We start from the raw sequence: 22,061 nt of genomic DNA, 5'->3' as shown, positions 1-22,061 counted from the left end.
CCAAAACTTGTCATACCTAGCACTGCTATGGTTCGATACCCTTTACTTCTAGGTATGGAGGCGCAATGCGCATCGATAAGGACCTGGTCGCCGCGTCGGCAACCCCACTGGTGCTGGGGATCCTGTCGGACGGTGACCTGTACGGGTACGCGATCCTGAAACGCGTGGGCGAGCTGTCCGGAGGCGGCATGCAGTGGACCGACGGGATGCTCTATCCCCTCCTGCACCGGCTGGAACGCCTCGGCTACGTCTCCTCCTCATGGGGCACCTCGGAGGCCGGCCGCCGCCGCAAGCACTACGCCATCACCCCCGCAGGCCGGGAGGCGTTCGCCGACCGGCAGGAGCAGTGGACGGTCGTGGCGGAGGCCCTGCGTCAGGTCTGGCACACCGCGCAGCGCCCGCCGGCCGTCGCGCAGGGGTGGGCGTGATGGAGCACGCGGAGCTTGAGGCCCAGATCGACAGGTGGCGCGGTTACGTCCAGCGGCGCCAGGCCATCTCCCCCGCCGACGTCGATGAGCTGGAGGACCACCTGAGGGAACAGGTCGCCGACCGGCAGGCCACCGGGCTGGACGACGAGGAGGCCTTCCTGGTGGCCATTAAGCGCCTCGGCAACCTCGATGCCGTCTCCCGCGAATTCGCCCGGGAACACTCCGACCGGCTGTGGAAGCAGCTGGTCCTGATGCCCGAGGACCCTGCGGACGCCGGGGCGCCGCCGTGGCGCGAACTGGCCATCGTGCTCGCGCTCGCCGTCGGGGCCGGCCTCGCCGTCAAGGCCGGCTTGACGTGGATCGAGGGTGGCGGAGTGCTGGCCCGGAACCTTGGGCTGCTCGTCCTCCCGTTCCTCACCGGATACTTCGCCTGGAAGCGGCAGCTGAGCGCCCGGGTGGTGGTGGGGATCCTCGTCCCCTTCGCCGTCCTGGCCGTCGTCCTCAACGCCTACCCGTTCGCATCCGGTGGCTCAACCGAACTGCTGGCCGTGCTTCACGCCCCGGTGGTGCTGTGGTTGCTGGCCGGAATCGCCTACGTCGGCGGCAGGTGGCGCTCCGATGGCCGGCGCATGGACTTCGCCCGGTTCACCGGCGAGCTCGTCATCTACTTCACCCTGCTGGCCCTCGGCGGGGCCGTCCTGACCGGGCTCACCTTCGCCGTCCTGCAGCTGGTCGGTGCCGACCTCGAACCGGTCCTTGAAAACTGGATCCTGCCGTTCGCCATTCCCGGGGCACTCGTCGTCGCGGCGTGGCTCGTGGAGGCCAAACAGAACGTCGTCGAGAACATCGCCCCGGTCCTCACCCGGGTCTTCACCCCCCTCACGATCGCCATGCTGCTGGCGGTGCTGGCCGTACTCGCCGCCGTCGGCGGGCTCGCGGAAGTCGACCGCGGCCTGCTGATCCTCATGGATGCGATCCTCGTGCTGGTGCTCTGCCTGCTGCTCTACGCGATGTCGGCCCGGAACTCGCTGGCGCCCCCCGGCGTGTTCGACGTGCTGCAGCTGGTGCTTGTCGCCGCAGCCCTCGCCGTCGACGCCGTGATGCTCACGGCGATGCTGACGCGCATTGCCGAGTTCGGTTTCAGCCCCAATAAGATCGCGGCGCTCGGGCTGAACCTGCTGCTGCTGATCCATCTTGCCCGCACCGGGTGGCTCACGGTCGAATTCCTGCGCGGACGCCGTCCATTCACCGCGCTGGAGCGCTGGCAGACCCGCTACCTGCCGGTGTACGCACTCTGGGCGGCCGTCGTGGTCCTGGCCTTCCCGCCCCTCTTCGGCTTCGCCTGAGCGGGTCAGCCAAGCGCTGCGGCCAGTTCCCGGCACGCGTTCTCGCACCGACGGCAGGCCCCGGCGCAGATCCTGCAGTGTTCGTGCGTCGAGGCGTGGGTTTCGCATTCCTCGGCGCACGCACGGCATGCCGCCTCGCATGCGGCCAGGACCGGATGGGTGAGGGTGGCGTCGTACGCGGTGTGGCGGGACAGCACCTTGCCGGTCGCTGCACAGATATCGGCGCAGTAGGACGTGGTGCTCGTCGGTTTTGGGACCCACTCCGGGAGGGTGCTCGCTGCCTCCCGGTGGGGTGGAGCGGTCCACGCCATGAGCGTGCCTGCGGCGCGGAAGGTCAGTGTCGAACGCGTCCTCCACAACGCGCTGGGGGAAGGACGCACGGCGCTGTTCGTCTTTGACGGCGCCGAGGGCGACTGGGCCGCGACGCTGCTGGGACACCGGGCCATCGGAGTGGTCTATCACCCGCAGATGGATCGGTGGCGCAGCTATGTGCCGACCGTGCTGAACCGGAGGTATGACTCCTTCCTGTGGATCGATGAAAACAACGGCGCTCTCGCCCCTGGGCGAACCGTCACGGCACGGTGCCGGGCATGGGCGCGAGATGGAGGCCTGGCCCAGCGGCACCTAGCGGACCCCCCCCGACGGGGGTGATACTGGGGCTGGACCGGCTGCGCCCGAGCCGGTCCAGCCCGCGGACCCCGTAGACGGAAGGAGGGGCCGACGTGATCGAGCATGTCCTCGCCGTCGTTCCCGTTTCAGACCTCGCTGGGGCGCGCGCCTGGTACGAGCGGGCGCTGGGAGCTCCCCCGACCAATGTCCCGATGCCCGAGTCGCTGGTGGAATGGCGGATCACCGGCGAGGGGTGGATCCAGGTCACGCTCGACCCTGGGCGGGCGGGATCCGGCCTGTTCAACTTCGCCGTCGATGACTTGGAGTCCCATGTCGCCGGGCTCGCGGCACGGGGAATCGAACCGGGCCCGGTCGTCACCGCTAACCGGAACGTGACGTTGTGTTCCCTTCAGGACCCGGACGGCAACACCCTCACCTTCATCGGCAACTTCCGCATCGACTACGACGCCCCCGACTGACGGCGGGGCCGGTGCCGGGACTCTTGCCCCGAAAATCGTGCCCCGAACTTCTGCCCGGGAACCGATGCCCGGCGCCGCCTGCCCCGCTGCGCGCCCGCGCGTCATCCGCCGGCCGGGGCCATGGGATCAGTGGGCGGCGTGGAAGCGCCGGCGGCGGTACCGGGGCTCCTCGATCTCGTCGAGGACTGCCAGTGCGAGGTCCGCGGCTGAGATTGTCGATTTCCCCTCGGCATCGGCGAGCAGGACGTCGTCGCTGAGACGGTAGCTGCCTTTTTCCTCCGCGGGGGCCCAGACGCCGAAGGTCACCGGAGGGCTGACGTAGAACCAGTCGACGTTTTCCGGGGAGTTCTTGAGCAGCTCAAGGAGCGCGATGCCGGTCTCCACCTCCAGGCGCACGGGCTCGGGTACCGTGCTGACGTCGTAGAGCCGGGGTCCCTCCGGTGCGACAAGGAGCGAGGAAGCACCCCCCATGACGCCGAGGCGGATCCCGGTCCCGGCCGTCAGGGCGATCAGGCGCTCCACCAGGCCTTCCTCCTTGCCCGCCATCTCTCCTCGGGGGGCCACGCTCTCGAAGACGACATCACTGTCGGCCACAACCGGTTCGAGGAAATCCGGGTCAAGCACCGATCCAGGTGTATAGGTGACCCCCGGAAGCGGGTCCGCCGGCCGGTTCCGGCTCACTACGACGACGTCATGGCCGCGCCGCTGCGCCTCCCTGGCGACGGCGCTCCCTGTATAGCCGGTTCCCCCAAGTACGGTGATGCGCGCCATCTGCTGCTCCCTCTCGTCGGTGGTCCGGGCTCCGGTGGTTCAGGTTTCGGCGGTCCTGCCTTTGGTGGGCCCGGCTGCGTGGCCCAGCCTGCCTGCACCAGGTTTCGGTGTCCAGACTTCGTGGTCTCCGATCCATCCTCCGCCGCCACTCGGGAGATCCCAAGCACCGCCCGCACCGCGGCGCACTGTTACGGGTGCGTACCCGCGCAAGCGGGTGGACGCGGGACTCCCCAAACCTTCCCGGCCGCACCCCGGATCACGCCGCACCCAGCCCTCCCTGCGGCCCCTCAGACCGCACCACTACGCACCCCGGCTCGCGCCGCATCCTGGATCGCGCCTCACCGTCCCCCCTATCGGAGTACCGCTGCCGCCCCGCGGATGGCCGCAGCCACCTCATCGAGCGCCGCCGAGCCGTGGCGCCATTGCTGCCAGTGCAGGGGAACGTCGACGAATGTCCCGGCGTCGAAGGCCGCAAGGGTCCGTCGGCGGGGATCGCGGGCCAGCTCCAGTTCCGGAAGCAACCCCCACCCCATGCCCAACGCGATGGCCTCCCCGAATTCATGGGCGGCCGGAATGTAATGGCGGGGCGGGCTCCCCGGCTGGACGCCCCGGCCCCGCAGGTACCGGTCCTGCAGATCGTCCTTCCGGTCGAGGACGATCACCGGGGCGCGGGTGAGCGCCCCGGGACTAACTCCGTCCGCAAACCACTCCCGCCGGAACTCCGTGGTGCACACCGGAAGGTAGCGCATCACGCCCAGCGGCCGGGCGGAGCATCCCTGGATCGGCGCGCCGGTGGAGGTGATGGCGGCAGCGGCGGCACCGTTGCGCAGCAGCTCGAGCGAGTGTTCCTGGTCCTCACGCAGCACCTCAAGCTGCAGGGTCCGGGCCAGCGGCGCCAGGGCCGGCAGCACCCAGGTGTTGAGCGAATCGGCGTTGATGACGATCGTGAGGCCGCGGCCCGCGGCCAGGTCGTCCGATCCCAGTTCGGTGAGGACGTCGGCGGAGAGCAGTTCGAGCTGCCGGGCAAACCGCACCACGGCCTGGCCGGCGTCGGTCAGTTCGACGGGACGTGTCCGCCGGAGCACCGGCCGCCCGACGGCGGTCTCAAGGGCCCGGATGCGCTGGCTCACCGCGGACGCCGTCACGGACAGGGCGGCCGCGGCCCCCTCGAAGCTGCCGGTCGAGGTGATGGCAGCCAGCGTGCGCGCCTGATGTGGGTCAATCTCCTTCATTAGCCCTTCTTATCACTCTTTAGAAAGATGAGCTGTCTTAATTTTGGTGCGGTGCCTACCGTGGAGGGGTGATCCTTCCTGTTGCAGCCGGCCTGACCGCCGGCCTGTCCCTCATCATTGCCATCGGCGCCCAGAACGCCTTCGTCCTGCGGCAGGGGCTGCAACGCTCCCATGTCGCGCTGGTCGTCGCCGTCTGCGCCCTGTCGGACCTCGTCCTCATCGTGCTCGGCGTGGGCGGGCTCGGCGTGGCCATCGAGCGGGCCCCGCTGCTGCTCGAGGTCGTCCGGTGGGCCGGTGCCGCATTCCTGCTTGGCTACGCGGTCCTTGCCGCCGTCCGGGCCATCCGCGGGGAGCACCTCGACCTCGCCGGCGCGCAGGAGAAGCGCACCTGGAAGGCCGCCCTGGGAACGTGCCTGGCGCTCACCTGGCTGAACCCGCACGTCTATCTGGATACCGTCCTTCTCCTCGGGTCGTTGGCGAGCGCCCACGGCGCGGATGGCCGGTGGTGGTTCGCCGCGGGTGCGGGCGTGGGCAGCATTGTGTGGTTCTCGGCCCTCGGGGTCGGCGCCCGGTTCCTCGCACCCGTCTTCCGCCGCCGCAGCGCCTGGCGCGTCCTGGACGGGGCGATCGCCGTCGTCATGGCGGCGCTGGCAGTGTTCCTCGTCGTCTAGGCCCTGCCCGGCGCGGATTGTTCAGAGTCAACAGGGTCGCGCCACCGGCTGCAGGAAACGACGAAGGACCGCCCCAGAGCCGGAGCGGTGCTTCGTGTGCGGAGCCTTGCCGGAGGCCGGCGCGGGCGCCCGCGCCTAGCGGGAGAGGCCTTCGAGCTCGGCGGCCCGTAGCGCCTTATGCTCCTCGATCCGTGCCTGCTGCAGCGGGGTCTGCCGGTTGAAGTACCAGGCGACGCCGAGGATCAGGAACCAGACGGGCGCGACGACGAGGGCCAGCCGTGTGTCGGCGGCCTGGGCCAGGGCGACGAGCATGAAGCCGAAGAACCCCAGCACGACGTAGGGCATGAACGCCGATCCCGGCATCTTGAAGGCCGATGCCTCGTGCAGCGCGGCGCGGCGGCGGCGGAACACGATGTAGCTGATCAGGATCATCGACCAGACGAACATGGTCAGCACCGAGGCCACGGAGGTGACGACGGTGAACGCCTCAATCACCGAATCGCCGGCGTAGAGCAGGACGAGTCCGGCCAGGAGGAAGATGCAGGAGAACAGCAGCGCGTTCTGCGGGACCTTGCGCGGGCTGAGCCGGCCGAAGGCCTTCGGTGCGTTACCGTCCTGGGCGAGCCCGTACACCATGCGCGAGGTGGAGTAGATCCCGGAGTTGGCGCTGGAGGCGGCGGAGGTCAGGACTACGAGGTTGATCACCACAGCCGCAATGCCGAGCCCGGCGAGGGAGAACATGCCGATGAACGGACTGGTGGCCGGGTCGATGCTGCGCCACGGGTTGACGGCCATGATGACGACCAGGGCACCCACGTAGAACAGCAGCACGCGGATCGGGATGGAGTTGATCGCCCGGGGCAGGTTCTTCTCGGGGTTCTTCGTTTCGGCGGCCGCGGTGCCCACGAGTTCAATGCCGGCGAAGGCGAAGATGGCAATCTGGAAGCCGAGGACGAAGCCGAACATCCCGTGCGGGAACATGCCGCCGTCGTTCCAGATGTTCGCGAGGCTGGCCTCCTGCCCGCTGGGCGAGGTGAAGTGGGTGGCGATCATGATGGCACCGGTGACGATGAGGGCGACGATCGCGACCACCTTGATGATGGCGAACCAGAATTCCGCCTCGCCGAAGGCCTTCACCGTCGGGAGGTTCAGCAGCACCAGGACCACCGGGGTGATCAGGGCCGGAATCCACAGCGGCGTTCCGGGGGCAAGCACGTCGACGTAGCTCGCGATCGCCACAATGTCGGCGACACCGGTGACCACCCAGAAGAACCAGTAGGACCAGCCGGTGAAGAAGCCGGCCCACGGGCCCAGCAGGTCGCCGGCGAAGTCGCTGAAGGACTTGTAGTTGAGGTTGGACAGCAGGATCTCGCCCATGGCGCGCATGACGAAGAACAGCATGAAGCCGATGATCATATAGACGAAGATGATCGACGGACCGGCGAGGGAGATGGTCTTGCCTGATCCCATGAAGAGACCGGTGCCGATCGCCCCGCCGATGGCGAGCAGCTGGATGTGGCGGTTGCTTAGGGCCCGCGAGAGATGGGGTTGGGAACTGCTTGAGCCTGCGGTGGCAGGCGCGGATACGGGCGCAGCGTTAGCTGTGGGTTCGGGCATGAAGAGGTTTCCTTCAGCAGGCGGGGGTGCAGGGCACACACCGCCTGCGCGATTGTGACGAGCATGACAGACCTAAAACCCTGCATTCTGTCCGATCGAGAGTCAAATCAGGCAGCCGCAGGGTCTACGGTCCGCGGGTCCGTGCGGAAGGTTACGCCTGCCGGTCGGCGCCGGCGTTCGTCTTCTTGTTGACGAACCAGGTGATAGCCCACAGCACCACGCCGATCGCCAGCAGTCCGCCGGCGATCTGGTACTGGATCACGTCCCGGTCGACCCAGGGTCCGGCGAGGAAGGCGCAGAGCACCGCCGCGATCAGGGGCAGCGGGCCCGGCGAGGTGAAAAATACCTTGCGGTTGGGGTCCCGCTTACGCCGCAGGATCACGCAGGCGACGTTCACGACGGTGAACACGCACAGCAGCAGGAACGCGGTCGTGCCGGACAGGTTGGCGACGACGTTGCTGTCCGGGTCGCTGGTGACGTACCAGATCAACCCCAAGGCAAGAATCGTGGAGAACGCGATGCCGGCCCACGGGGTCCGGCGGCCCGGGAGTACCTTGCCCAGCGGCCGCGGCAGGACGTCCTGGCGGGCCATGCCATAGATCATGCGGCTTGCCATCAGCATGTTGATGAGGGCGGTGTTCGCGACGGCGAAGACAGCAAGGAACGGGAAGATGTTGTCGATGGGGAAGTCCGGTGAGCCCTTCTCCACCACCTCGAGAAGCGCTGCGCCTTCGGCCTCCCGGATCCCTTCGAGCTCCGTGGGGGTGAGCACAGAGACTACGGAGACCGCGACCAACATGTAGAGGATCACAGCGATCCCCAGGCCTGTGAGCATGGTCCGCGGGAAAATCCGCTCAGGATCCTTGACCTCCTCGACCATGTTCACCGAATCCTCGAAGCCGACCATGGCGAAGAAGGCGATGGAGGTAGCCGCTGTGACCGCAAGGAACAGTCCCTTGTCCTGGTAGTCGGAGAAGACGGTGACCTGTTGGAGGTTCCCCTCCCCCTGGGCAATGACGTAGAAGCCGACCCCGATCACGATGCACAGGGCGATCATCTCGACGAGGGTAAGCACGACGTTGAATTTCACGCTCTCCCCCACCCCGCGGAGGTTGATGGCCGCGAGCAGCAGCATGAAGCCCATCGCCACCGCAGTGATCACACCCTGGCCCGGGACATCCATCCAGCCGTTGATCTCGAGCCCGCCGAAAAAGTTCTGGGCGAGGACGTTCGCGGAGGTCGAGGCGCTGGTGATGCCGGAACAGACGACGGCGAAAGCGACGAGGAACGTGATGAAGTGGATTCCGAACGCCTTGTGGCAGTAGAGCGCCGCCCCCGCCGCCTGGGGGTACTGCGTGACCAGCTCGAGGTAGGAGAACGCGGTCATCGTCGCGACGACGAAGGCCAGGAGGAACGGGAGCCAGACGATGCCGCCAACCGTCCCGGCCATGGTGCCGGTCACGGCATAGACGCCGGCGCCCAGAATGTCCCCGACGATGAACAGGAGCAGGAGTTTTGGCCCGAGGACCCGCTTAAGCGCCGGTTCTTCCCCCTCGCGGGCCGGCTCGGTTACTGGTTCAGAAGTCGTGCTCATGGTGACCTCCCTAGCGGGTGCGCGGTTCCGACACCGGACAGCGGCCGGACTCCGGCATGAATATGGGACCTACTTCACTCCCTTGCAGGCCCCTTGGCAACAAGCAACGGACAGAATTTTGGGGGACCCCGTCCCCTTGCGGGCCGCGGTGGTCCGAAGGCTGCGCACTCTCCCCTGTTGCACGGGCGCGCACAGTGCCATTCTGGGGCTACCGGCCGCGGTGCAGCGGCCCAGATGAGGAGGAGACCAACCATGTTCGCTGATACCAAGGCCTTCGGCGGCCTGGCGGTCCGCAGCCTTGAGGATGCCCGGCGGTTCTACGGTGACACCCTCGGGCTCAGGACCTCTGAGGAGCACGGCCTGATGTGGCTTCACCTCGCCGGAGGACGGGACACCCTCGTCTACGAACAGCCCGACTCCACTCCGGCGAGCTATACCGTCCTGAATTTCGAGGTGGACGACATCGACGCCGCCGTCAGCGCGCTCACCGAGCGCGGGGTACGCCTTGAACGCTACGACGGCATGGAGCAGGACGACGCCGGCGTCCACCGCGGCGGGGGCCCCTTCATCGCCTGGTTCAAGGATCCCTCGGGAAACGTGCTGTCGGTGCTGCAGGAGCGGTAGCTCCGCCTCTCAGGCGGGGGCCCATCGGTGGCTCGGTTCCGGGTGCGCACGATGGGCTGGTCCCTGGTGATGGCGGTCGTGTGCTCCGAGTGGGCGCCGCGGCTGCCACCGGCGCTGCGCAGCGTCCACCCATCGGGGTCGACTCGAAGCTTGTCGGTTCCGCGCATGAATCAGGGTTCAAAGGCCAGCACCAGGCCCGGCTTGAGCGGGAAGCCCCGGCCAGGCCGGCCCGCGTTGGGTATGTGGGGGTCGCTGTGCATGGTCCGGCCGACGCCGTGGCCGCCGAACTCAACGTTGACCGACAGGCCCGCCTCCCGTGCGATGCTCCCGATCGCGCAGGAGATGTCCCCGGTCTTGCTACCGGGGACGGGGGCGGCGATCCCGGCCTCCAGCGCGCGCTCCGTGAGCTCGATCAGCTCGAGGTCATCGGCGCCGGCTGTGCCGACCACCATGCTGACCACGGAGTCGGCGACCCACCCGTTGACGTTGGCCGCGAAATCGAGGCTCAGCAGGTCGCCGTCCTGGCGGCGGTAGGAGTGGGGCTTGCCGTGGAGGACGCCGCACGACTCGGCCCCGCGGTGGCGGATCAGGTCATGCGCCACCGCATCAAGTTCAAGCAGCTTAGGCGCCGGGCAGACGGTATCGGACCTCCGCGGCCCGTTGCAGGGCGGTGAGGGTTTCGTCGACCGTCATGAGCACTGTCGTGTCCAGTGAACTGAGGGCGCCGCCTCCGCTGAGGGCCATGGCCACCGCGGCCATCGACACATTGTCCGGCGCCTCCCAGAGGGTGTAGCCGTCGTGTGATCCGAAGGCGTACCAGAAGCCGTGGAGGCTTCCTCCAACCGATTCGATGTAGGTACGGGCGGCCTCCCGCCGGTCCTCCGGGTTGCCGATGAGCCGGGCCCAGGATTCGGGGGTGTAACTGAATTTCGACAGATAGAGCGGCATCCTCGGTTCCTCCCGTGTGCTGCTGGCGGCCGCGGTTTCCTCAAGGATGCCAGCCCGCCACCCGACCGGCAATGGCCCTGCCGGGCACAATGACAGTGGCAGCGGCAACGATGGGCTAAAACGCCCGGCCCGCAGATCTGCGGCACGGCGAAGTTTCTCCAGGAAGGGACCGCTCACCATGATGGGAGCCCACCACGCAGCCTGCGGCGCAGCCGCCTGGGTCGCTGTCACCACCCGGATCGAGGTGGCCGGGCTGCTTCCCGTTCCGCCCGGATCCCTCAGCCTCGGGCTCGGCCTGCTCGACGTCAGCCCCATCGGCGTCGTGACGGGCGCCCTGGTGACCGCCGGGGCCGCACTGCTCCCGGACGCCGACCACCGCAGCGCAACCATCGCCAACTCACTGCCCCCGGTGTCGAACCTCGTCTGCACCGGCATCGGCAGGATCGCCGGCGGGCACCGCCGCGGCACCCACTCCCTGCTCGGCGTCCTGGCCTTCGTGGGAGTGGCCTGGCTGGCAGGCATGTGGACCGTGGAAACAGCAGCGTATGGGACCGTCTATCCCGGAGCGGGACTGCTGACCGTCCTGCTGGTCTCCTTCGCCGCCAAGGCGCTGAAGATCATCCCGGACACCATGCGCAAGTTCCCCTGGGCGGTGGGCCTGGCCGCAGGTGCCTTCGTCACCGCCTTCGCACCCGAGGAGCAGTTCTGGTTCCCGATCGCCGTCGGGCTCGGCGTCGTCGTACACATCGCCGGTGACATGATGACGACAGGGGGTTGCAACCTCCTCTACCCGCTTCGGATTAGACCGCCGCGGGTCGTGGCGTCACTGCCGGTGGTGGGCTGGATGTGGAAGCGGAACGGCCATTTCGCCGTGCCCATCCTGGGCAACGCGGGATCCCTTCGGGAGTGGTGCCTGCTGGTGCCGGTCTCGCTGTATGCGGTGGGCGGGATCGGGGCATCGCTGCTCAGGATCGATAACCCGGCGCTGCAGGCGTTGGGCTGAATCCGGACGGGCGCCCACCGTCAGCGCGATCGGAGGTAGGAGTCGCGGGTTGGTGTATCGAGCTTTTCGATGGCCGCCCGGACTCCCGAGCGTGACATCGAGTCCGCGTACCGGTCGAGGTGGGCCAGGAGCCTTTCCCGGTCGATGTCTCCGACATAACGGAGCATCCACCCGATCCCCTTTTGCACGAGCTCTTCGGGATCCCCGGCGAGCGCTGCGGCGATCCTCAGCGTGTCATCCACCTCCTTCCGCTTCAAGAACGCGGCCGTCGCGACGATGGCGCTGCGCCGTTCGGGCCAGAAGCCGGATTCGGCCAGCCGGTCGAGCGGGGTTCGGGGCTTGTCGAGGAGCCACGTGCCGAGAACCTGGTGGGCGGCTAGGTCCACCAGGTCCCAGGTGTCGATGCGGTCGTGCCGCCGCAGGTACAGCTCATACAACTCAAGGTGGCGCCCGGGCTGGATCTTCCTGGCCGTGGCTGCCTTTCCCATGATCGAGCAGGCGCCCACGCGCACTTCGTGGGTGGGGCTTTCGAGCAGTGCCTCAAGCTCGGCCGCGGACAGGTCAAGGGCGGTCTTGGCCAGGTTGAAGACGTCTCCCATCCGCACGCCGATGAAGGATTCGTCCCCGGGGAAGAACCGTCCATATTTGACCCGCTGGTCCTCGGTGGCGAGCGCACGGAGTGCGGCTTCGAAGTCGGCAGCAGTCCTCATCGGTGATGCCCTCCTCGATCCGGCGTTTTCCCGGATGATAGTCTCCCGGGCCGGGGTGGTCGAGCAGCGCCCGCCGGGGTGGTCAGTCAGCGCCTCGGAACGTCCGGAGGGAGGAGCCACCGGCACGGGGCGGTCGAATCCCCGTACCGGTGGCCGCCGGCCTAACGGGTGGCTGCGGCGTCCGTCTTCAGCAGGTCGGTGAGCAGGGCGGGCTTGTTCGTGATGATGCCGTCGACCCCGAGGGCGGTCAGGGCTCGCATGCGCTGCGGGTCATCGACGGTGTACGGCCAGGTTTCCATCCCGTACTGGTGGACCAGGTCCACGAACGCGCTGGTGACGCGGGTGTGGCTGGGGTTGATCTGATCGGCCCAGGTGGACAGCTCGGCGTATTCGGCCGGTGCGGGCGGGCCACCCAGCAGCCCAGCCGGGACCTCGGGCGCAAGGGCATTGAACTCCCTCATGAAGTCCCAGTTGAACGACTGGACGACGAGGCGTCCGGCCCGCGCGTCGGCCTTCAGCCACCCCTCCGAGTCCAGCTCGGCGGCGATGTCGGCGCCGATGCCCGGGTAGAGCTCGGGACTCTTCACCTCGAGCAGCAGCCCCGCCCTGCCGTGCAGCGTATCGAGGACCTGCTGGAGGGTCGGAACCTGTGTCCCTGCGAAGCCCGGACCGAACCAGGAACCGGCATCGAGCGTCGAAATTTCCGCATAGGTGAAATCGGCGACGCGGTAGGGGGCCCGGCCGGGGAATTTGGTTTCCACGTCCGTGGTGCGGCCGAGGGTGGTGTCGTGGATGACGACGAGTTCGCCGTCGAGGGTGCGTTGGACATCGATCTCGACGAAGTCGGCCTTCACCGCCGCACCGAGGTCGACGGCGGGAAGCGTGTTCTCCGGGGCGTCTGCTGAGGCTCCGCGGTGGGCGATCACCGTGGTCCGGCCCTCCTTGGCGGGTTCGGCGGCGGCTCCGGTGATGCCTGCGGCGAGGGTCGCCAGGGTCATCACGCCGGTGAGGAGGGCCCGAAGGGGTTCCTTCCGCCGGGATGTGTTTACGTTTGCGGTGGGATGCGTCACAGGCAATCTCCTTGGTCGACAGGCCGGTTCTCGTCGTATTCAGCCGTAACAGCTGACCCACGGGACTCTTCCGGCTCGAGGTGGCCAGCCGGAGACGGGGGCCCAACGCGTGGGTGAATCCGGGTGGACAAGGGAAATCCGGTGGACAATGAGGGCCATGGCGACAAAGGACCCGGTGAAATGAAGACGACGGCGAGTGATGACGACGGCAAATGATAACGACGGCGTTGCCATTCCCCGGCCTCCCGCCCTCCCGGCCCAGCCGGACTCCCCTGCCGGGCCGGCTGTGACGGTTTCGCTGGTATCTGTCCCTGGGGGCACCCTCGAAATGCGCGATGCCCGCTCCAATTCCTCCCGCACGGTCACCCTTGTTCCGTATTCGATCGGAAGGACGCAGATCACGGCGGCCGAATTGGCGCAGGCCGGAGGTTCACCGGCAGCCCCGGAACGGGCGGGACTGGTTCCCGTCCACCCGGTCACGTGGTTCGACGCTGTCCGGTGGTGCAACAACCTGTCGTCGCTGGCCGGGCTACGTCCGGCCTACGCCATCTCTTCGCGGGAGGTCAGTTGGGACGTTGGCGCGGACGGCTACCGGCTCCCCACCGAAGCGGAGTGGGAGTTCGCCTGCCGGGCGGGCACGCTGACCCCGACCTACGGGCCGCTTCCGGACATCGCGTGGACGGCCGCGGACCGGGTCGATGCACCTCGTGAGGTGGCCTTGAAGGCTCCGAACGCCTTTGGACTGTTCGACATGATCGGCAATGTCTGGGAGTGGTGCTGGGATTATGCCGACACCGCTAGGTATGGCGACTACCGGACCCTGCGTGGAGGTGGGTGGGCCGATAAGGCGTGGAGCACCCGCGCGTCGGTGCGCCGGGGCAGCGCCCCGGACGCGGTTCTTGAGGATGTTGGTTTCCGGGTGGCGCGGGGGCCGGTCGGTGAACCGGGAGCCCACGAGGCCCAGGGCTGGTCGGCGGCCGCCGACCGGCGCCGCGCGGACATCACCGGCCCGCTCCCCGTTGGCTGGACCCCGCACCGGGGGTTACGTTGATCCCGAACGGGAGAACCCATGAAATTTCTTGAATCCAACCACGCTGACGGAATCCTCGAACGTCCGTTCCGGCTCGGGGCGCTCCCGGGTGTGGTGTGGACCCGGAATCAGCCGGGCCAGCGGACGGCACTGGTGCTGCTGGCCCACGGCGGCGGGCAGCACAAGGGCGCACCGGCCGTGGCGGCCCGCGCCCGGCGGTACCTGAAGGAGCTGGATGCCGCCATCGTCGCCATCGACGCCCCGGGCCACGGTGACCGGGAATGGGACGGGCGTGACACGCTGTTCATCGACCAGCTGACGCAGGCCCGACGCGACGGCACCCCGGTGGGCAACCTGATCGAGGGATACAACGCCGACGTCGCCACCCAGGCCCTGCCCGAATTATCCGAGGTGCTCACAGCCGTCCAGGCGCTCGACGAGATCGGCCCAGACGTCCGCATCGGGTTCTGGGGGCTGTCATTGGGGTCAGCGATCGGGATCCCCTTCGTCGCCGGGGAACCTCGGGTCACCGCCGCCGTCCTGGGACTCGCCGGCAGCGATCAGCTGAGGGAGCAGGCCCGCCGCATCCGGGTTCCCGTCCAGTTCCTGCTGCAATGGGATGACGAATTCGTGGACCGTGCGGTCGGCCTTGGGGTGTATGACGCCCTCGCCTCCACCGAGAAGTCACTCCATGCGAACGCCGGCGGCCACACCGCCGTGCCGCGGTTCGAGATCGAGGCCGAGGCGCGGTTTTTCGCCCGGCATCTCGCCGTTTCGGCCTAGGGTCAGGGTGTGGACGCCCCCGTCGTCGGGCCGGGCTGCGTGCTGGCACGCCAGCTGCGGGAACGTTTCGACGGAGGTCCAGAGAAACCGGCAGGCCTTTTGGCCGTTGTTGCATGGCCCCGGCGCACCTAAGATGGGCACAACGGTGAGAGACCCTCCCCGAACCTCGCCCCATCTGCAGGCCAGGAAGGCGTCTTGTGAACGCTTCACGAATTTTCGGAACTATCCTCACGGCACTGCTCGCCGTAACCCTTGGACCCTTGCCGGCGGGCGGTGTGGAGCCCAGTGAACCGGCCGCTGCCGGGCCGGTCATCGTGATCCTCAATTCGAGCGTTGATGCCGACCAGGTCTCAGCAGAGCACGCACAGAGCTCGGGAATCCGGCCGGACATCGTCTACAGCTCGGCCTTCCAGGGCTATTCAGCCGTGCTGTCCGAGGCCCAGGCCCAGCAGCTGCAGGCCGATCCCCGGGTCAGCGAAATCCTGCCGGACCGGACCGTTGCTGCCCCCCAGATCGGCGCCGTTGAGAATCCGCCGCAGCCGGCCCAGCTCGTGTCGAACGGCGTAAAGCGGATCGGGGCGTTGGAGAGCCCGACGGCGAAGATCGACGGCATCGACGAGCGGGTCGACGCCGACATCGCGGTCCTCGACACCGGTCTTCAGTCGGATCATCCCGACCTCAACGTCGTCGGCGGCGCTGATTGTGCGCCCGGGGACGGGTACGAGGATGTCGTCGGCCACGGCACGATGGTCGGCGGTCTTGCCGCTGCCCTTGACAACGCGATTGGACGGGTAGGAGCAGCACCCGGCGCGCGGCTGTGGGCGGTCCGGGTGGCCGACCCGCAGGGGATCGTCACCGACTCAAGCCTCCTATGCGGGTTGGACTGGGTCACCGCCAACGCCGCCACCGTCGACGTCGCCAACCTCAGCCTCGGCGGACCCCTGCGCGGATATGACGTCGACTGCGCACCCCCGAACGACAACATGATCCTTGAGGCCGTCTGTGCAGCGACGACTGCCGGTGTCACGGTGGTGGCAGCGGCAGGAAATGAGGCCCGCGACGCGGGCTTCCTGGAACCGGCCGCCTATTCCTCGGTCATCACCGTCTCCGCAATGTCCGACACCGACGGTCGGCCGGGCGGCCTCGGACCCACCGAGGCCTGCATACCCGGCGTGACGGACGACACTCTCGCGTCCTACTCGAACTTTGGTCCGGCCGTCGACATCACCGCACCGGGCACCTGCCTCAGTTCCACCTATCTCGACAGCCAGTACGCAGCCAGTAGTGGAACAAGCTTTTCCGCTCCTCTGGTCACGGGCGGTGCCGCGCTGTACCTTGCCAACAATCCGGGCGCTCCGCCCGAGCAGGTCCAGGGCGCGCTCGTCAGCTCCGGGGAGCCAGGGCCTCTCCTGAACGACCTGGATGGCTTCCCGGAGCCGATCCTGAACGTGTCGCGGTTCTAGCCGGTGGCAGGACCGCCGGATCGCCGCCGTTCCCGCACCGGGATCGATCCGGTTCGGATTCCAGCGCGGCGGATCCTGCTCGGCATGCTGGCGGTATTCGCCGCCGCGGTGTCCGGTTGTGGTGGCCCGGCCATGCATGGGTTGGACGATATCCAGTTCCGCACCGTCTCCGGCACCGATCCCGCCGGTGACCTCCAGTGGCTTGAGGACCATCCGATCCATTGGCGGATGACACGCGCCGGAGGGGAGGGAGCCGCCTTCATTCGACCGCCGTGCAGCGGGCTCCAGGCCCCTGTCAAAGTGACTGAGGACAAGGTGGTCGTTGACACCCGCAGGATGTCGATAGAGGCGCAGTACTGCGAGCCGCCGGTCAGCGACTACGACCTGTGGCTGCACCACCTCATCGAGCGGCCGCTGAGCTACAGCTGGGACGGACGGACTCTTATTCTGAGCAATGACCGCGGCTCCCTGACGTTCGAACGCGAAGAATAGCCCGCCGGCCGCCCGCCGCCCGCCGGACGATCTTCCTGCGCCCTTGCGCCGACACCACATGGTGTCATGCTGGTGTCATGAACCTTCTCCCCTATCTTGAGCGGCTCCGTGAACAGCTGCTGGTTGCAGCCGAGGCGGGGGGCGAGGATGCCCGGGATGTCGCAGAACGCCTGGTGATTCCGCTCGAAGCCGCCGCTCGCCTGATGCTGCTCGATGCCCTGTCCAACGCGGTCGGCGAGATCACGGATGATTTGGCACCGGGTTCGGTCGAGGTCCGCCTTCGGGGCGTCGATCCCGAGTTCGTAGTCTGCCTGCGCGAGGTACCTGCCGGTCCAGCAGTAGGAGTGGAGGCCGCCATCCCGGGCCCATCCGACGGCGAGGAGGGCGGCACCACCCGGACAACACTGCGGCTGCCCGACCACCTCAAGGCGAGGGTTGAAGCCGCGGCGGGCCGTGAGGGCCTGTCGGTCAACACGTGGCTGGTACGCGCGGTCGCCGCGTCACTCGATTCCGGTGCGGGACGGCCCGTTTCCAGGCCGATTCCCGGCACCCAAAGCATCACAGGATGGGCACGCTCATGACGCTCTTTGAAACCCCCGGACCCGTTGAAGCGCGCATAGACATTGGCGCCCGGGGTGACATCTGGGTCGGCGCCACCGGCCGGGCGGAGGTGACCGTCGACGTCCGCCCGCGGAACCCGTCACGGTCCCTGGACATCGACGCCGCCGAACAGACAACGGTGGAGTTCGTCGACGGCCGGCTGAGCGTGAAGTTGAAGCAATGGCGCCGCCACAGCTGGTTCAGCGACGGAGGTGCCGTCGTCGTCGCCGTCGAGGTCCCGATCGGCTCGTCGCTGGAAGTGTCGTCGGGGATGGGGAGCCTCCGCGTGGACGGGGAGTTCGGCGACGTTTCGCTGTCCACCGGCGTGGGCGAGATCCGCGTCGGCACCTGCGCCGCCCTCAGGGCCAAGACCGGAATGGGCGACATAACGGTCCTGAGGGCAGCCGGCCCAGCGGAACTGGCCAGTGGTACCGGCAGGATTCGCGTCGACAGCCTTCATGGGTCAGGCAGCATCAGGAATTCGAACGGCGAAACCTTCGTCGGGGAGGTCGCCGGAGACCTGCAGGTGAAGGCGGCGAACGGCGACATCCTGATCCACGGAGCCGGCGGAAATGTGAACGCCAGGGCCTCCAACGGTGCGGTACGGATTCAGGAGGTGCACCGCGGAGCCATCACCGCGCACACCTCCGCCGGGTCGATTGACATCGGCGTGCGGCCGGGCACGGCGGTGTGGCTGGGACTGACCACGAAGTTCGGACAGGTCCGCAGCGGGCTCAACCCGGCCGACGCCCCCGACGGCGGCCACGAGACCGTGCAGGTGCGCGCCGACTCCTCGTATGGAGATGTCACGGTTCACAGCAGCTCCGACGTGGGATCCGGAATGCCCTAACCCCGGTCCCCCGCGGGCGGAAACTCCGCGCTGGAAAGAATTTTCCAGACGGATGTCGAAATTTCCCGCGCTGCTGCGTCCCCCAAGTGAATGCAGCCACAATGGGCTGTGTCCTAGAAACGAGGAGAAGACGACGATGGCCAAATACCTGTTGCTCAAGCACTACCGCGGCGCACCGACGGGGGTCAATGACGTCCCGATGGACCAATGGACGCCAGGGGAGATCTCGGCCCACCTGCAGTACATGGACGATTTCGCCGCGCGGCTCCAGGAAACCGGCGAGTACATCGACGGCCAGGCGCTGTCGCCCGAAGGCACGTGGGTCCGCTACGACGGCGAGGGACGGCCCCCGGTCACCGACGGCCCGTTCGCGGAGACCAAGGACCTTATCGCCGGGTGGATGGCGCTCGACGTCGACAGCTACGACCGCGCGGTCGAGCTTGCCGGGGAACTGTCAGCGGCTCCGGGGGCAGGCGGCCGGCCGATCCACGAGTGGCTCGAGCTGCGCCCGTTCCTCGCCATGCCTCCCACCGTGACGGAGTAACCCATGGATGAGGTCCTCCTTCGGACTCTCACCCCCGAGGTGATCGCCGTCCTCGTCCGCCGTGGAGCCGACTTCTCGGCGGCCGAGGACGCGGTGCAGGAGGCCCTGATCGAGGCCCTGCGCACCTGGCCGGATCGGCCGCCGCGTGACCCGAAGGGCTGGTTGGTGACGGTATCGTGGCGGAAGTTTCTCGACGCCGTGCGGGCCGATGCCTCCCGTCGGCTACGGGAGCAGCGGGTCGTGGCCGAGCCCTCCCCCGGCCCCGGCACGAGCGGGGACGATTCGCTCCAGCTCTATTTCCTGTGCGCCCACCCGTCGCTCACGCCGTCGTCGGCGGTTGCGCTCACGTTGCGCGCTGTCGGAGGCCTCACCACCGGGCAGATAGCGCGCGCCTACCTGGTCGGTGAGGCCACCATGGCGCAGCGGATCAGCCGGGCCAAGCGCACCGTCGCCGGCATCCCGCTCGATCAGCCCGGTGACGTAGCCACCGTCTTGCGGGTCCTTTACCTCGTCTTCAACGAGGGCTACTCGGGCGAGCTCGACCTTGCTGCTGAGGCGATCCGGCTGACCCGGCAGCTCGCAGCCCGGATTGACCACCAAGAGGTGGCGGGGCTGCTGGCGCTCATGCTGCTCCATCATGCCCGGCGATCGGCGCGGACCCGGAGCGACGGCAGTCTCGTGCCGCTCGCGGAGCAGGACCGCGGCCTGTGGGATACCCGGCTGATTGCCGAGGGTGTCGAGGTGCTGCAGAGGGCGTTGGCCCGTGACAGGCTGGGCGAATACCAGGCCCAGGCTGCGATCGCCGCGCTGCACGCCGATGCCCGGACGGCCGAGGAGACCGACTGGGTGCAGATCGTCGAGTGGTACGACGAGCTCGTGCGCCTCACAGACAGCCCCGTCGCCCGGCTCAACCGGGCCGTTGCGGTGGGCGAAGCTGACGGGCCCCGGGCCGGCCTGGCCGCGCTGGCGTCGCTCGATCCCGCCCTCCCCCGCCATACCGCCGCCGCCGCATACCTCCACGAGCGCGACGGCGATCGGGTGGCCGCAGCACGGCTCTACGCGGAGGCCGCACGGCAGGCACCGAACCTTCCGGAACGGGACCACCTGACACTGCAGGCTGCCCGCCTGAACACCGCTCTTCGCCGTTGACCGGAGGCGTCGGGCTGAACACCGCCCCTCGCCGCTGACCGAGGGAGGTGGGTCCTACGGGGTACGCCCGGCGCGGACCCGGCGGTGTCGGTGGTGCACGGCGTAGTGGTCCAAGACCGCTGAGGAGGTCGCCCCAGAATGGCCGAACCTGCTGCGGAGGATCTGGGCGAGGTCGTCCAACGCCGAGGTAAGCATCCTGCCCGCGAAGCGGAGTTCGGGGTCACCACTGCGCTGGGCATCGTCGGCGAGCTGCTGGGCATAGGAGACGGTGTCGGGCAGGGAGCCTCTCTCCTGCACCTCATGGAAGTAATAGCTTTCGTAGAACGACAGCAGATCGATGCTCACCAGCGAGACCTGCCGGGCCAGCGATTCAAGGAGGCTGGCAGCATGGTGCGGATCCAGCAGCGTCAGGCCCTCCGGACCGCTTGCCTCCCGGAGGAGGTTCAGCTCATGGGCGAGCGCGCGGCGGCGGCCCAGCGCCGGATAGGCCTGCAGGATCCAGGACACTGCCGCCGTCAGCAGGCCGAAGCCGGTAATCGCCTGGGATGCGGTGAGCAGCCTGAGGCCGGCGTCCCCCGCGACAATCTCGCCGAACCCGACGGTGGAGAGGGCGACCATGGAAACGTAGAGCGCCTCGGTGAAATTGCCCTCCTGCGGTACTCCATCGGCGTAGACGAATCCGTCCTGCAGGTGCGGCAGGTACAAGAAGGCCCACCCCACGACCGCCAGCGCAGCCCACGCCGCGATGACCGCAGCCATTGCCGCGGGTGCGGCAAAGGCGGAGGACCGCCCCCTCACCGTTCGTGACACGTGCCAGAACCCCCGCATGATGGCCCGGCAGACGGGCCCGGACCCGTGAGGGTAGAGGAGGGTATAAAGAACGTCGGCGAGCATCAGAAGGATGAGCCCGGCACCCGCCGCCGTCCACACCGCGTCTGAGAAGGTCATGCCTCATCTTACGGACGAGCGCTATCTGACGGACGCGCGCCGCAGCGGCGTCGAGACTTCACCGCTGTTCAGGACTCCATGGCTCCCCGGAGGAGCCGGATCGCCTCCTCGACCTCCTCAACCCGCCCGTCCTTTGCCCTCGTCACCAGCCGGACGGTGCGGCGGAAGACCGCCTCGTCGCCCTCGCCCTTCCGGAATGCGGGCAGGTGCACCAGCACAGCCGCCCGGCGCAGCCAGATGTTTTCGGAGGACGCCCAGCGTTCGAGGACCGCCCGCGCCCGGACGGCATCCTGCCCATCGAGCCTGAGAAGGAGGGCTCCGACGACGTCGACCGCGAGCGGATCAGCAAGGTCGCGCACGACGGACGAGCGCAGGAACCCTTCGACGCGGGTGAGGTCTGAAACGTGGAGCAGTTTGAGGTTCGCCTGCAGGAGCACCACGGCGCCAAGCCTGCGTTCAAAGACGGGCCGGGCCCAGAGCTCTGATGCGAGGGCGGTGACGGCATCGTGTTGAAGTTCCGGGTAGCGTCGGGAAGCGTTGCGGATGGTGCCGCGGATGGCGCCCACGGACGCTCCGTAGAACTCGAGGGCGTCCCCTAGGCGCCGTGCATAGTCTTCCGCGCGCTCCTCGGTGCTTTCGTACTGGAGGGAGTCGTCGATGAACTCGGCGGCGGCACTCATGCCATTCACCCTAGGGCTGGATCCACCGTGCAGCGCAAGCGGGATCGATGGAGTGCATCCGAAACGGTGAAAGTCCGGCGGCCTTGCCGCATGGCCTCGTCGCATGGCCTCGTCGCATGGTCGGGTCGTTTGTTCCGGTCGCGTGGTTGAGTCGCGCCGTCGAGCCGCATAGCCGGGTGGGACAGCGAGGAGGTGCTCTCCTGCTCACTCCAGATGGAATTCCGTGGTTGCCTTCGGGGGTCCGGCGGTCCAGTAGCCGTTGCGCCGGGGTCTTTGCTCCGGGTCCAGGTGGTGGGGTGGGAAGAACCAGGGAATGCCGTGCCGGGAGTGCACGGTCCACGATCCGTCGTGGATGCGGTGGTGGTGGTGGGAGCACAGCAGCACCCCGTCGCCGAGGGTGGTGGTGCCGCCCTTTTCCCA

At 68.1% G+C, this 22,061-nt stretch carries 25 protein-coding genes and 2 pseudogenes; 15 read left to right on the top strand and 12 right to left on the bottom strand.

Translation table 11 applies throughout. From position 1 onward, the window contains the following. The first annotated feature begins 65 nt into the window (after positions 1–65). Together I6N91_RS10255 and I6N91_RS10250 are read left to right on the top strand one after the other, a co-directional pair. A complete protein-coding gene (locus tag I6N91_RS10255) occupies positions 66–428 on the top strand; it encodes a PadR family transcriptional regulator (RefSeq protein WP_159619249.1) in 363 nt (120 codons plus the stop codon). Continuing rightward, positions 428–1,774, top strand: a complete 1,347-nt coding sequence (locus I6N91_RS10250) for a permease prefix domain 1-containing protein (protein ID WP_233091743.1) — start codon at positions 428–430, stop codon at positions 1,772–1,774. The genes I6N91_RS10255 and I6N91_RS10250 overlap by 1 nt, the downstream gene beginning before the upstream one ends. A gap of 5 nt (positions 1,775–1,779) precedes the next feature. On the opposite strand, the gene I6N91_RS10245 is transcribed toward I6N91_RS10250, so the two are convergent. Beyond that, complete coding sequence (locus I6N91_RS10245; protein ID WP_198812619.1) at positions 1,780–2,085, bottom strand: four-helix bundle copper-binding protein; 306 nt, start codon at positions 2,083–2,085, stop codon at positions 1,780–1,782. Here I6N91_RS10245 and I6N91_RS10240 point away from each other — a divergent pair. Then, complete coding sequence (locus I6N91_RS10240) at positions 2,009–2,425, top strand: erythromycin esterase family protein (RefSeq protein ID WP_307843320.1); 417 nt, start codon at positions 2,009–2,011, stop codon at positions 2,423–2,425. The two genes, I6N91_RS10245 and I6N91_RS10240, sit on opposite strands and share 77 nt — an antisense overlap. 71 nt (positions 2,426–2,496) lie before the next feature. Further along, positions 2,497–2,862, top strand: a complete 366-nt coding sequence (locus I6N91_RS10235; protein ID WP_198812466.1) for a VOC family protein — start codon at positions 2,497–2,499, stop codon at positions 2,860–2,862. A gap of 126 nt (positions 2,863–2,988) precedes the next feature. On the opposite strand, the gene I6N91_RS10230 is transcribed toward I6N91_RS10235, so the two are convergent. Both I6N91_RS10230 and I6N91_RS10225 read right to left on the bottom strand, forming a co-directional pair. Next, positions 2,989–3,633 carry an NAD(P)-dependent oxidoreductase gene (locus tag I6N91_RS10230; protein WP_198812465.1) on the bottom strand — a complete coding sequence of 215 codons (645 nt, stop codon included), beginning with the start codon at positions 3,631–3,633 and terminating at the stop codon, positions 2,989–2,991. A gap of 350 nt (positions 3,634–3,983) precedes the next feature. Then, positions 3,984–4,865 carry a LysR family transcriptional regulator ArgP gene (locus I6N91_RS10225; RefSeq protein ID WP_198812464.1) on the bottom strand — a complete coding sequence of 294 codons (882 nt, stop codon included), beginning with the start codon at positions 4,863–4,865 and terminating at the stop codon, positions 3,984–3,986. Positions 4,866–4,933: 68 nt separating this feature from the next. Between I6N91_RS10225 and I6N91_RS10220 the strand changes: the two genes are divergently transcribed. Further along, positions 4,934–5,536, top strand: a complete 603-nt coding sequence (locus I6N91_RS10220) for a LysE/ArgO family amino acid transporter (RefSeq protein ID WP_198812463.1) — start codon at positions 4,934–4,936, stop codon at positions 5,534–5,536. Between the two features lie 135 nt (positions 5,537–5,671). Here I6N91_RS10220 and cycA read toward each other — a convergent pair whose 3' ends face one another. Continuing rightward, a complete protein-coding gene (gene cycA, locus I6N91_RS10215; protein ID WP_198812462.1) occupies positions 5,672–7,153 on the bottom strand; it encodes a D-serine/D-alanine/glycine transporter in 1,482 nt (493 codons plus the stop codon). A 151-nt stretch (positions 7,154–7,304) separates the two neighbouring features. Then, complete coding sequence (locus I6N91_RS10210) at positions 7,305–8,747, bottom strand: APC family permease (protein WP_198812461.1); 1,443 nt, start codon at positions 8,745–8,747, stop codon at positions 7,305–7,307. A 252-nt stretch (positions 8,748–8,999) separates the two neighbouring features. On the opposite strand from I6N91_RS10210, the gene I6N91_RS10205 reads away from it, so the two are divergent. After that, positions 9,000–9,371, top strand: coding sequence for a VOC family protein (locus tag I6N91_RS10205; protein WP_198812460.1), 372 nt, complete (start codon positions 9,000–9,002; stop codon positions 9,369–9,371). A 41-nt stretch (positions 9,372–9,412) separates the two neighbouring features. Here the strand turns inward: I6N91_RS10205 and I6N91_RS10200 are convergent. Together I6N91_RS10200 and I6N91_RS10195 are read right to left on the bottom strand one after the other, a co-directional pair. Then, positions 9,413–9,991 (bottom strand): annotated as a pseudogene (locus I6N91_RS10200) (type I methionyl aminopeptidase); the annotation flags it as partial. 1 nt (position 9,992) lies between these two features. Further along, positions 9,993–10,319, bottom strand: coding sequence for a GYD domain-containing protein (locus I6N91_RS10195; RefSeq protein WP_198812459.1), 327 nt, complete (start codon positions 10,317–10,319; stop codon positions 9,993–9,995). A gap of 178 nt (positions 10,320–10,497) precedes the next feature. Between I6N91_RS10195 and I6N91_RS10190 the strand changes: the two genes are divergently transcribed. Then, positions 10,498–11,322 (top strand): metal-dependent hydrolase, encoded by an 825-nt coding sequence (locus I6N91_RS10190; protein ID WP_198812458.1) that lies wholly within the window; start codon positions 10,498–10,500, stop codon positions 11,320–11,322. A gap of 20 nt (positions 11,323–11,342) precedes the next feature. Here the strand turns inward: I6N91_RS10190 and I6N91_RS10185 are convergent, their stop codons facing one another. Then, a complete protein-coding gene (locus I6N91_RS10185) occupies positions 11,343–12,032 on the bottom strand; it encodes a DNA alkylation repair protein (RefSeq protein WP_198812457.1) in 690 nt (229 codons plus the stop codon). 161 nt (positions 12,033–12,193) lie between these two features. Beyond that, the gene (locus tag I6N91_RS10180) at positions 12,194–13,102 is read right to left on the bottom strand and encodes a glycerophosphodiester phosphodiesterase family protein (RefSeq protein WP_307843319.1); all 909 of its coding nucleotides are present in this window, start codon (positions 13,100–13,102) and stop codon (positions 12,194–12,196) included. A gap of 199 nt (positions 13,103–13,301) precedes the next feature. Between I6N91_RS10180 and I6N91_RS10175 the strand changes: the two genes are divergently transcribed. From I6N91_RS10175 to I6N91_RS10140, 8 genes are all read left to right on the top strand, one after another. Further along, the gene (locus I6N91_RS10175) at positions 13,302–14,153 is read left to right on the top strand and encodes an SUMF1/EgtB/PvdO family nonheme iron enzyme (RefSeq protein WP_198812456.1); all 852 of its coding nucleotides are present in this window, start codon (positions 13,302–13,304) and stop codon (positions 14,151–14,153) included. Between the two features lie 18 nt (positions 14,154–14,171). Further along, the gene (locus I6N91_RS10170; RefSeq protein ID WP_198812455.1) at positions 14,172–14,915 is read left to right on the top strand and encodes an alpha/beta fold hydrolase; all 744 of its coding nucleotides are present in this window, start codon (positions 14,172–14,174) and stop codon (positions 14,913–14,915) included. Positions 14,916–15,112: 197 nt separating this feature from the next. Beyond that, positions 15,113–16,378 (top strand): S8 family serine peptidase, encoded by a 1,266-nt coding sequence (locus I6N91_RS10165; protein WP_198812454.1) that lies wholly within the window; start codon positions 15,113–15,115, stop codon positions 16,376–16,378. Between the two features lie 84 nt (positions 16,379–16,462). Continuing rightward, positions 16,463–16,870, top strand: coding sequence for a hypothetical protein (locus I6N91_RS10160; RefSeq protein WP_198812453.1), 408 nt, complete (start codon positions 16,463–16,465; stop codon positions 16,868–16,870). Positions 16,871–16,947: 77 nt separating this feature from the next. Then, positions 16,948–17,451: a histidine kinase gene (locus tag I6N91_RS10155; RefSeq protein ID WP_198812452.1), complete on the top strand. Its 504-nt coding sequence runs from the start codon at positions 16,948–16,950 to the stop codon at positions 17,449–17,451. Further along, positions 17,448–18,320 (top strand): DUF4097 family beta strand repeat-containing protein, encoded by an 873-nt coding sequence (locus I6N91_RS10150; protein ID WP_198812451.1) that lies wholly within the window; start codon positions 17,448–17,450, stop codon positions 18,318–18,320. The genes I6N91_RS10155 and I6N91_RS10150 overlap by 4 nt, the downstream gene beginning before the upstream one ends. Positions 18,321–18,456: 136 nt before the next feature. Then, complete coding sequence (locus I6N91_RS10145; RefSeq protein ID WP_198812595.1) at positions 18,457–18,864, top strand: YciI family protein; 408 nt, start codon at positions 18,457–18,459, stop codon at positions 18,862–18,864. A 3-nt stretch (positions 18,865–18,867) separates the two neighbouring features. Beyond that, positions 18,868–20,013, top strand: coding sequence for an RNA polymerase sigma factor (locus I6N91_RS10140; protein ID WP_198812450.1), 1,146 nt, complete (start codon positions 18,868–18,870; stop codon positions 20,011–20,013). A 54-nt stretch (positions 20,014–20,067) separates the two neighbouring features. On the opposite strand, the gene I6N91_RS10135 is transcribed toward I6N91_RS10140, so the two are convergent. The 3 genes and pseudogenes from I6N91_RS10135 to I6N91_RS10125 all read right to left on the bottom strand — a co-directional run. Beyond that, positions 20,068–20,961 (bottom strand): potassium channel family protein, encoded by an 894-nt coding sequence (locus I6N91_RS10135; protein WP_198812449.1) that lies wholly within the window; start codon positions 20,959–20,961, stop codon positions 20,068–20,070. Between the two features lie 68 nt (positions 20,962–21,029). After that, positions 21,030–21,641, bottom strand: coding sequence for a DNA alkylation repair protein (locus I6N91_RS10130; RefSeq protein ID WP_198812448.1), 612 nt, complete (start codon positions 21,639–21,641; stop codon positions 21,030–21,032). 204 nt (positions 21,642–21,845) lie between these two features. Beyond that, positions 21,846–22,061, bottom strand: a pseudogene (locus I6N91_RS10125) (hypothetical protein); the annotation flags it as partial.

Origin of the sequence: Arthrobacter sp. MSA 4-2 (assembly GCF_016405885.1) — a bacterium.
In the GTDB taxonomy this organism is placed as follows: domain Bacteria; phylum Actinomycetota; class Actinomycetes; order Actinomycetales; family Micrococcaceae; genus Arthrobacter_D.
The sequence above is the reverse complement of the archived record's forward strand: the minus strand, read 5'-3'. Positions and strand labels throughout refer to the sequence as shown.

Coding starts and splice junctions, on each gene's coding strand:
- I6N91_RS10255 (WP_159619249.1), top strand. CDS start 66: ATGCGCATCGATAAGGACCTGGTCGCCGCGTCGGCAACCCCACTGGTG.
- I6N91_RS10250 (WP_233091743.1), top strand. CDS start 428: ATGGAGCACGCGGAGCTTGAGGCCCAGATCGACAGGTGGCGCGGTTAC.
- I6N91_RS10245 (WP_198812619.1), bottom strand. CDS start 2,085: ATGGCGTGGACCGCTCCACCCCACCGGGAGGCAGCGAGCACCCTCCCG.
- I6N91_RS10230 (WP_198812465.1), bottom strand. CDS start 3,633: ATGGCGCGCATCACCGTACTTGGGGGAACCGGCTATACAGGGAGCGCC.
- I6N91_RS10225 (WP_198812464.1), bottom strand. CDS start 4,865: ATGAAGGAGATTGACCCACATCAGGCGCGCACGCTGGCTGCCATCACC.
- cycA (WP_198812462.1), bottom strand. CDS start 7,153: ATGCCCGAACCCACAGCTAACGCTGCGCCCGTATCCGCGCCTGCCACC.
- I6N91_RS10210 (WP_198812461.1), bottom strand. CDS start 8,747: ATGAGCACGACTTCTGAACCAGTAACCGAGCCGGCCCGCGAGGGGGAA.
- I6N91_RS10205 (WP_198812460.1), top strand. CDS start 9,000: ATGTTCGCTGATACCAAGGCCTTCGGCGGCCTGGCGGTCCGCAGCCTT.
- I6N91_RS10195 (WP_198812459.1), bottom strand. CDS start 10,319: ATGCCGCTCTATCTGTCGAAATTCAGTTACACCCCCGAATCCTGGGCC.
- I6N91_RS10190 (WP_198812458.1), top strand. CDS start 10,498: ATGATGGGAGCCCACCACGCAGCCTGCGGCGCAGCCGCCTGGGTCGCT.
- I6N91_RS10185 (WP_198812457.1), bottom strand. CDS start 12,032: ATGAGGACTGCTGCCGACTTCGAAGCCGCACTCCGTGCGCTCGCCACC.
- I6N91_RS10175 (WP_198812456.1), top strand. CDS start 13,302: ATGACGACGGCAAATGATAACGACGGCGTTGCCATTCCCCGGCCTCCC.
- I6N91_RS10170 (WP_198812455.1), top strand. CDS start 14,172: ATGAAATTTCTTGAATCCAACCACGCTGACGGAATCCTCGAACGTCCG.
- I6N91_RS10160 (WP_198812453.1), top strand. CDS start 16,463: ATGCTGGCGGTATTCGCCGCCGCGGTGTCCGGTTGTGGTGGCCCGGCC.
- I6N91_RS10155 (WP_198812452.1), top strand. CDS start 16,948: ATGAACCTTCTCCCCTATCTTGAGCGGCTCCGTGAACAGCTGCTGGTT.
- I6N91_RS10150 (WP_198812451.1), top strand. CDS start 17,448: ATGACGCTCTTTGAAACCCCCGGACCCGTTGAAGCGCGCATAGACATT.
- I6N91_RS10145 (WP_198812595.1), top strand. CDS start 18,457: ATGGCCAAATACCTGTTGCTCAAGCACTACCGCGGCGCACCGACGGGG.
- I6N91_RS10140 (WP_198812450.1), top strand. CDS start 18,868: ATGGATGAGGTCCTCCTTCGGACTCTCACCCCCGAGGTGATCGCCGTC.
- I6N91_RS10135 (WP_198812449.1), bottom strand. CDS start 20,961: ATGACCTTCTCAGACGCGGTGTGGACGGCGGCGGGTGCCGGGCTCATC.
- I6N91_RS10130 (WP_198812448.1), bottom strand. CDS start 21,641: ATGAGTGCCGCCGCCGAGTTCATCGACGACTCCCTCCAGTACGAAAGC.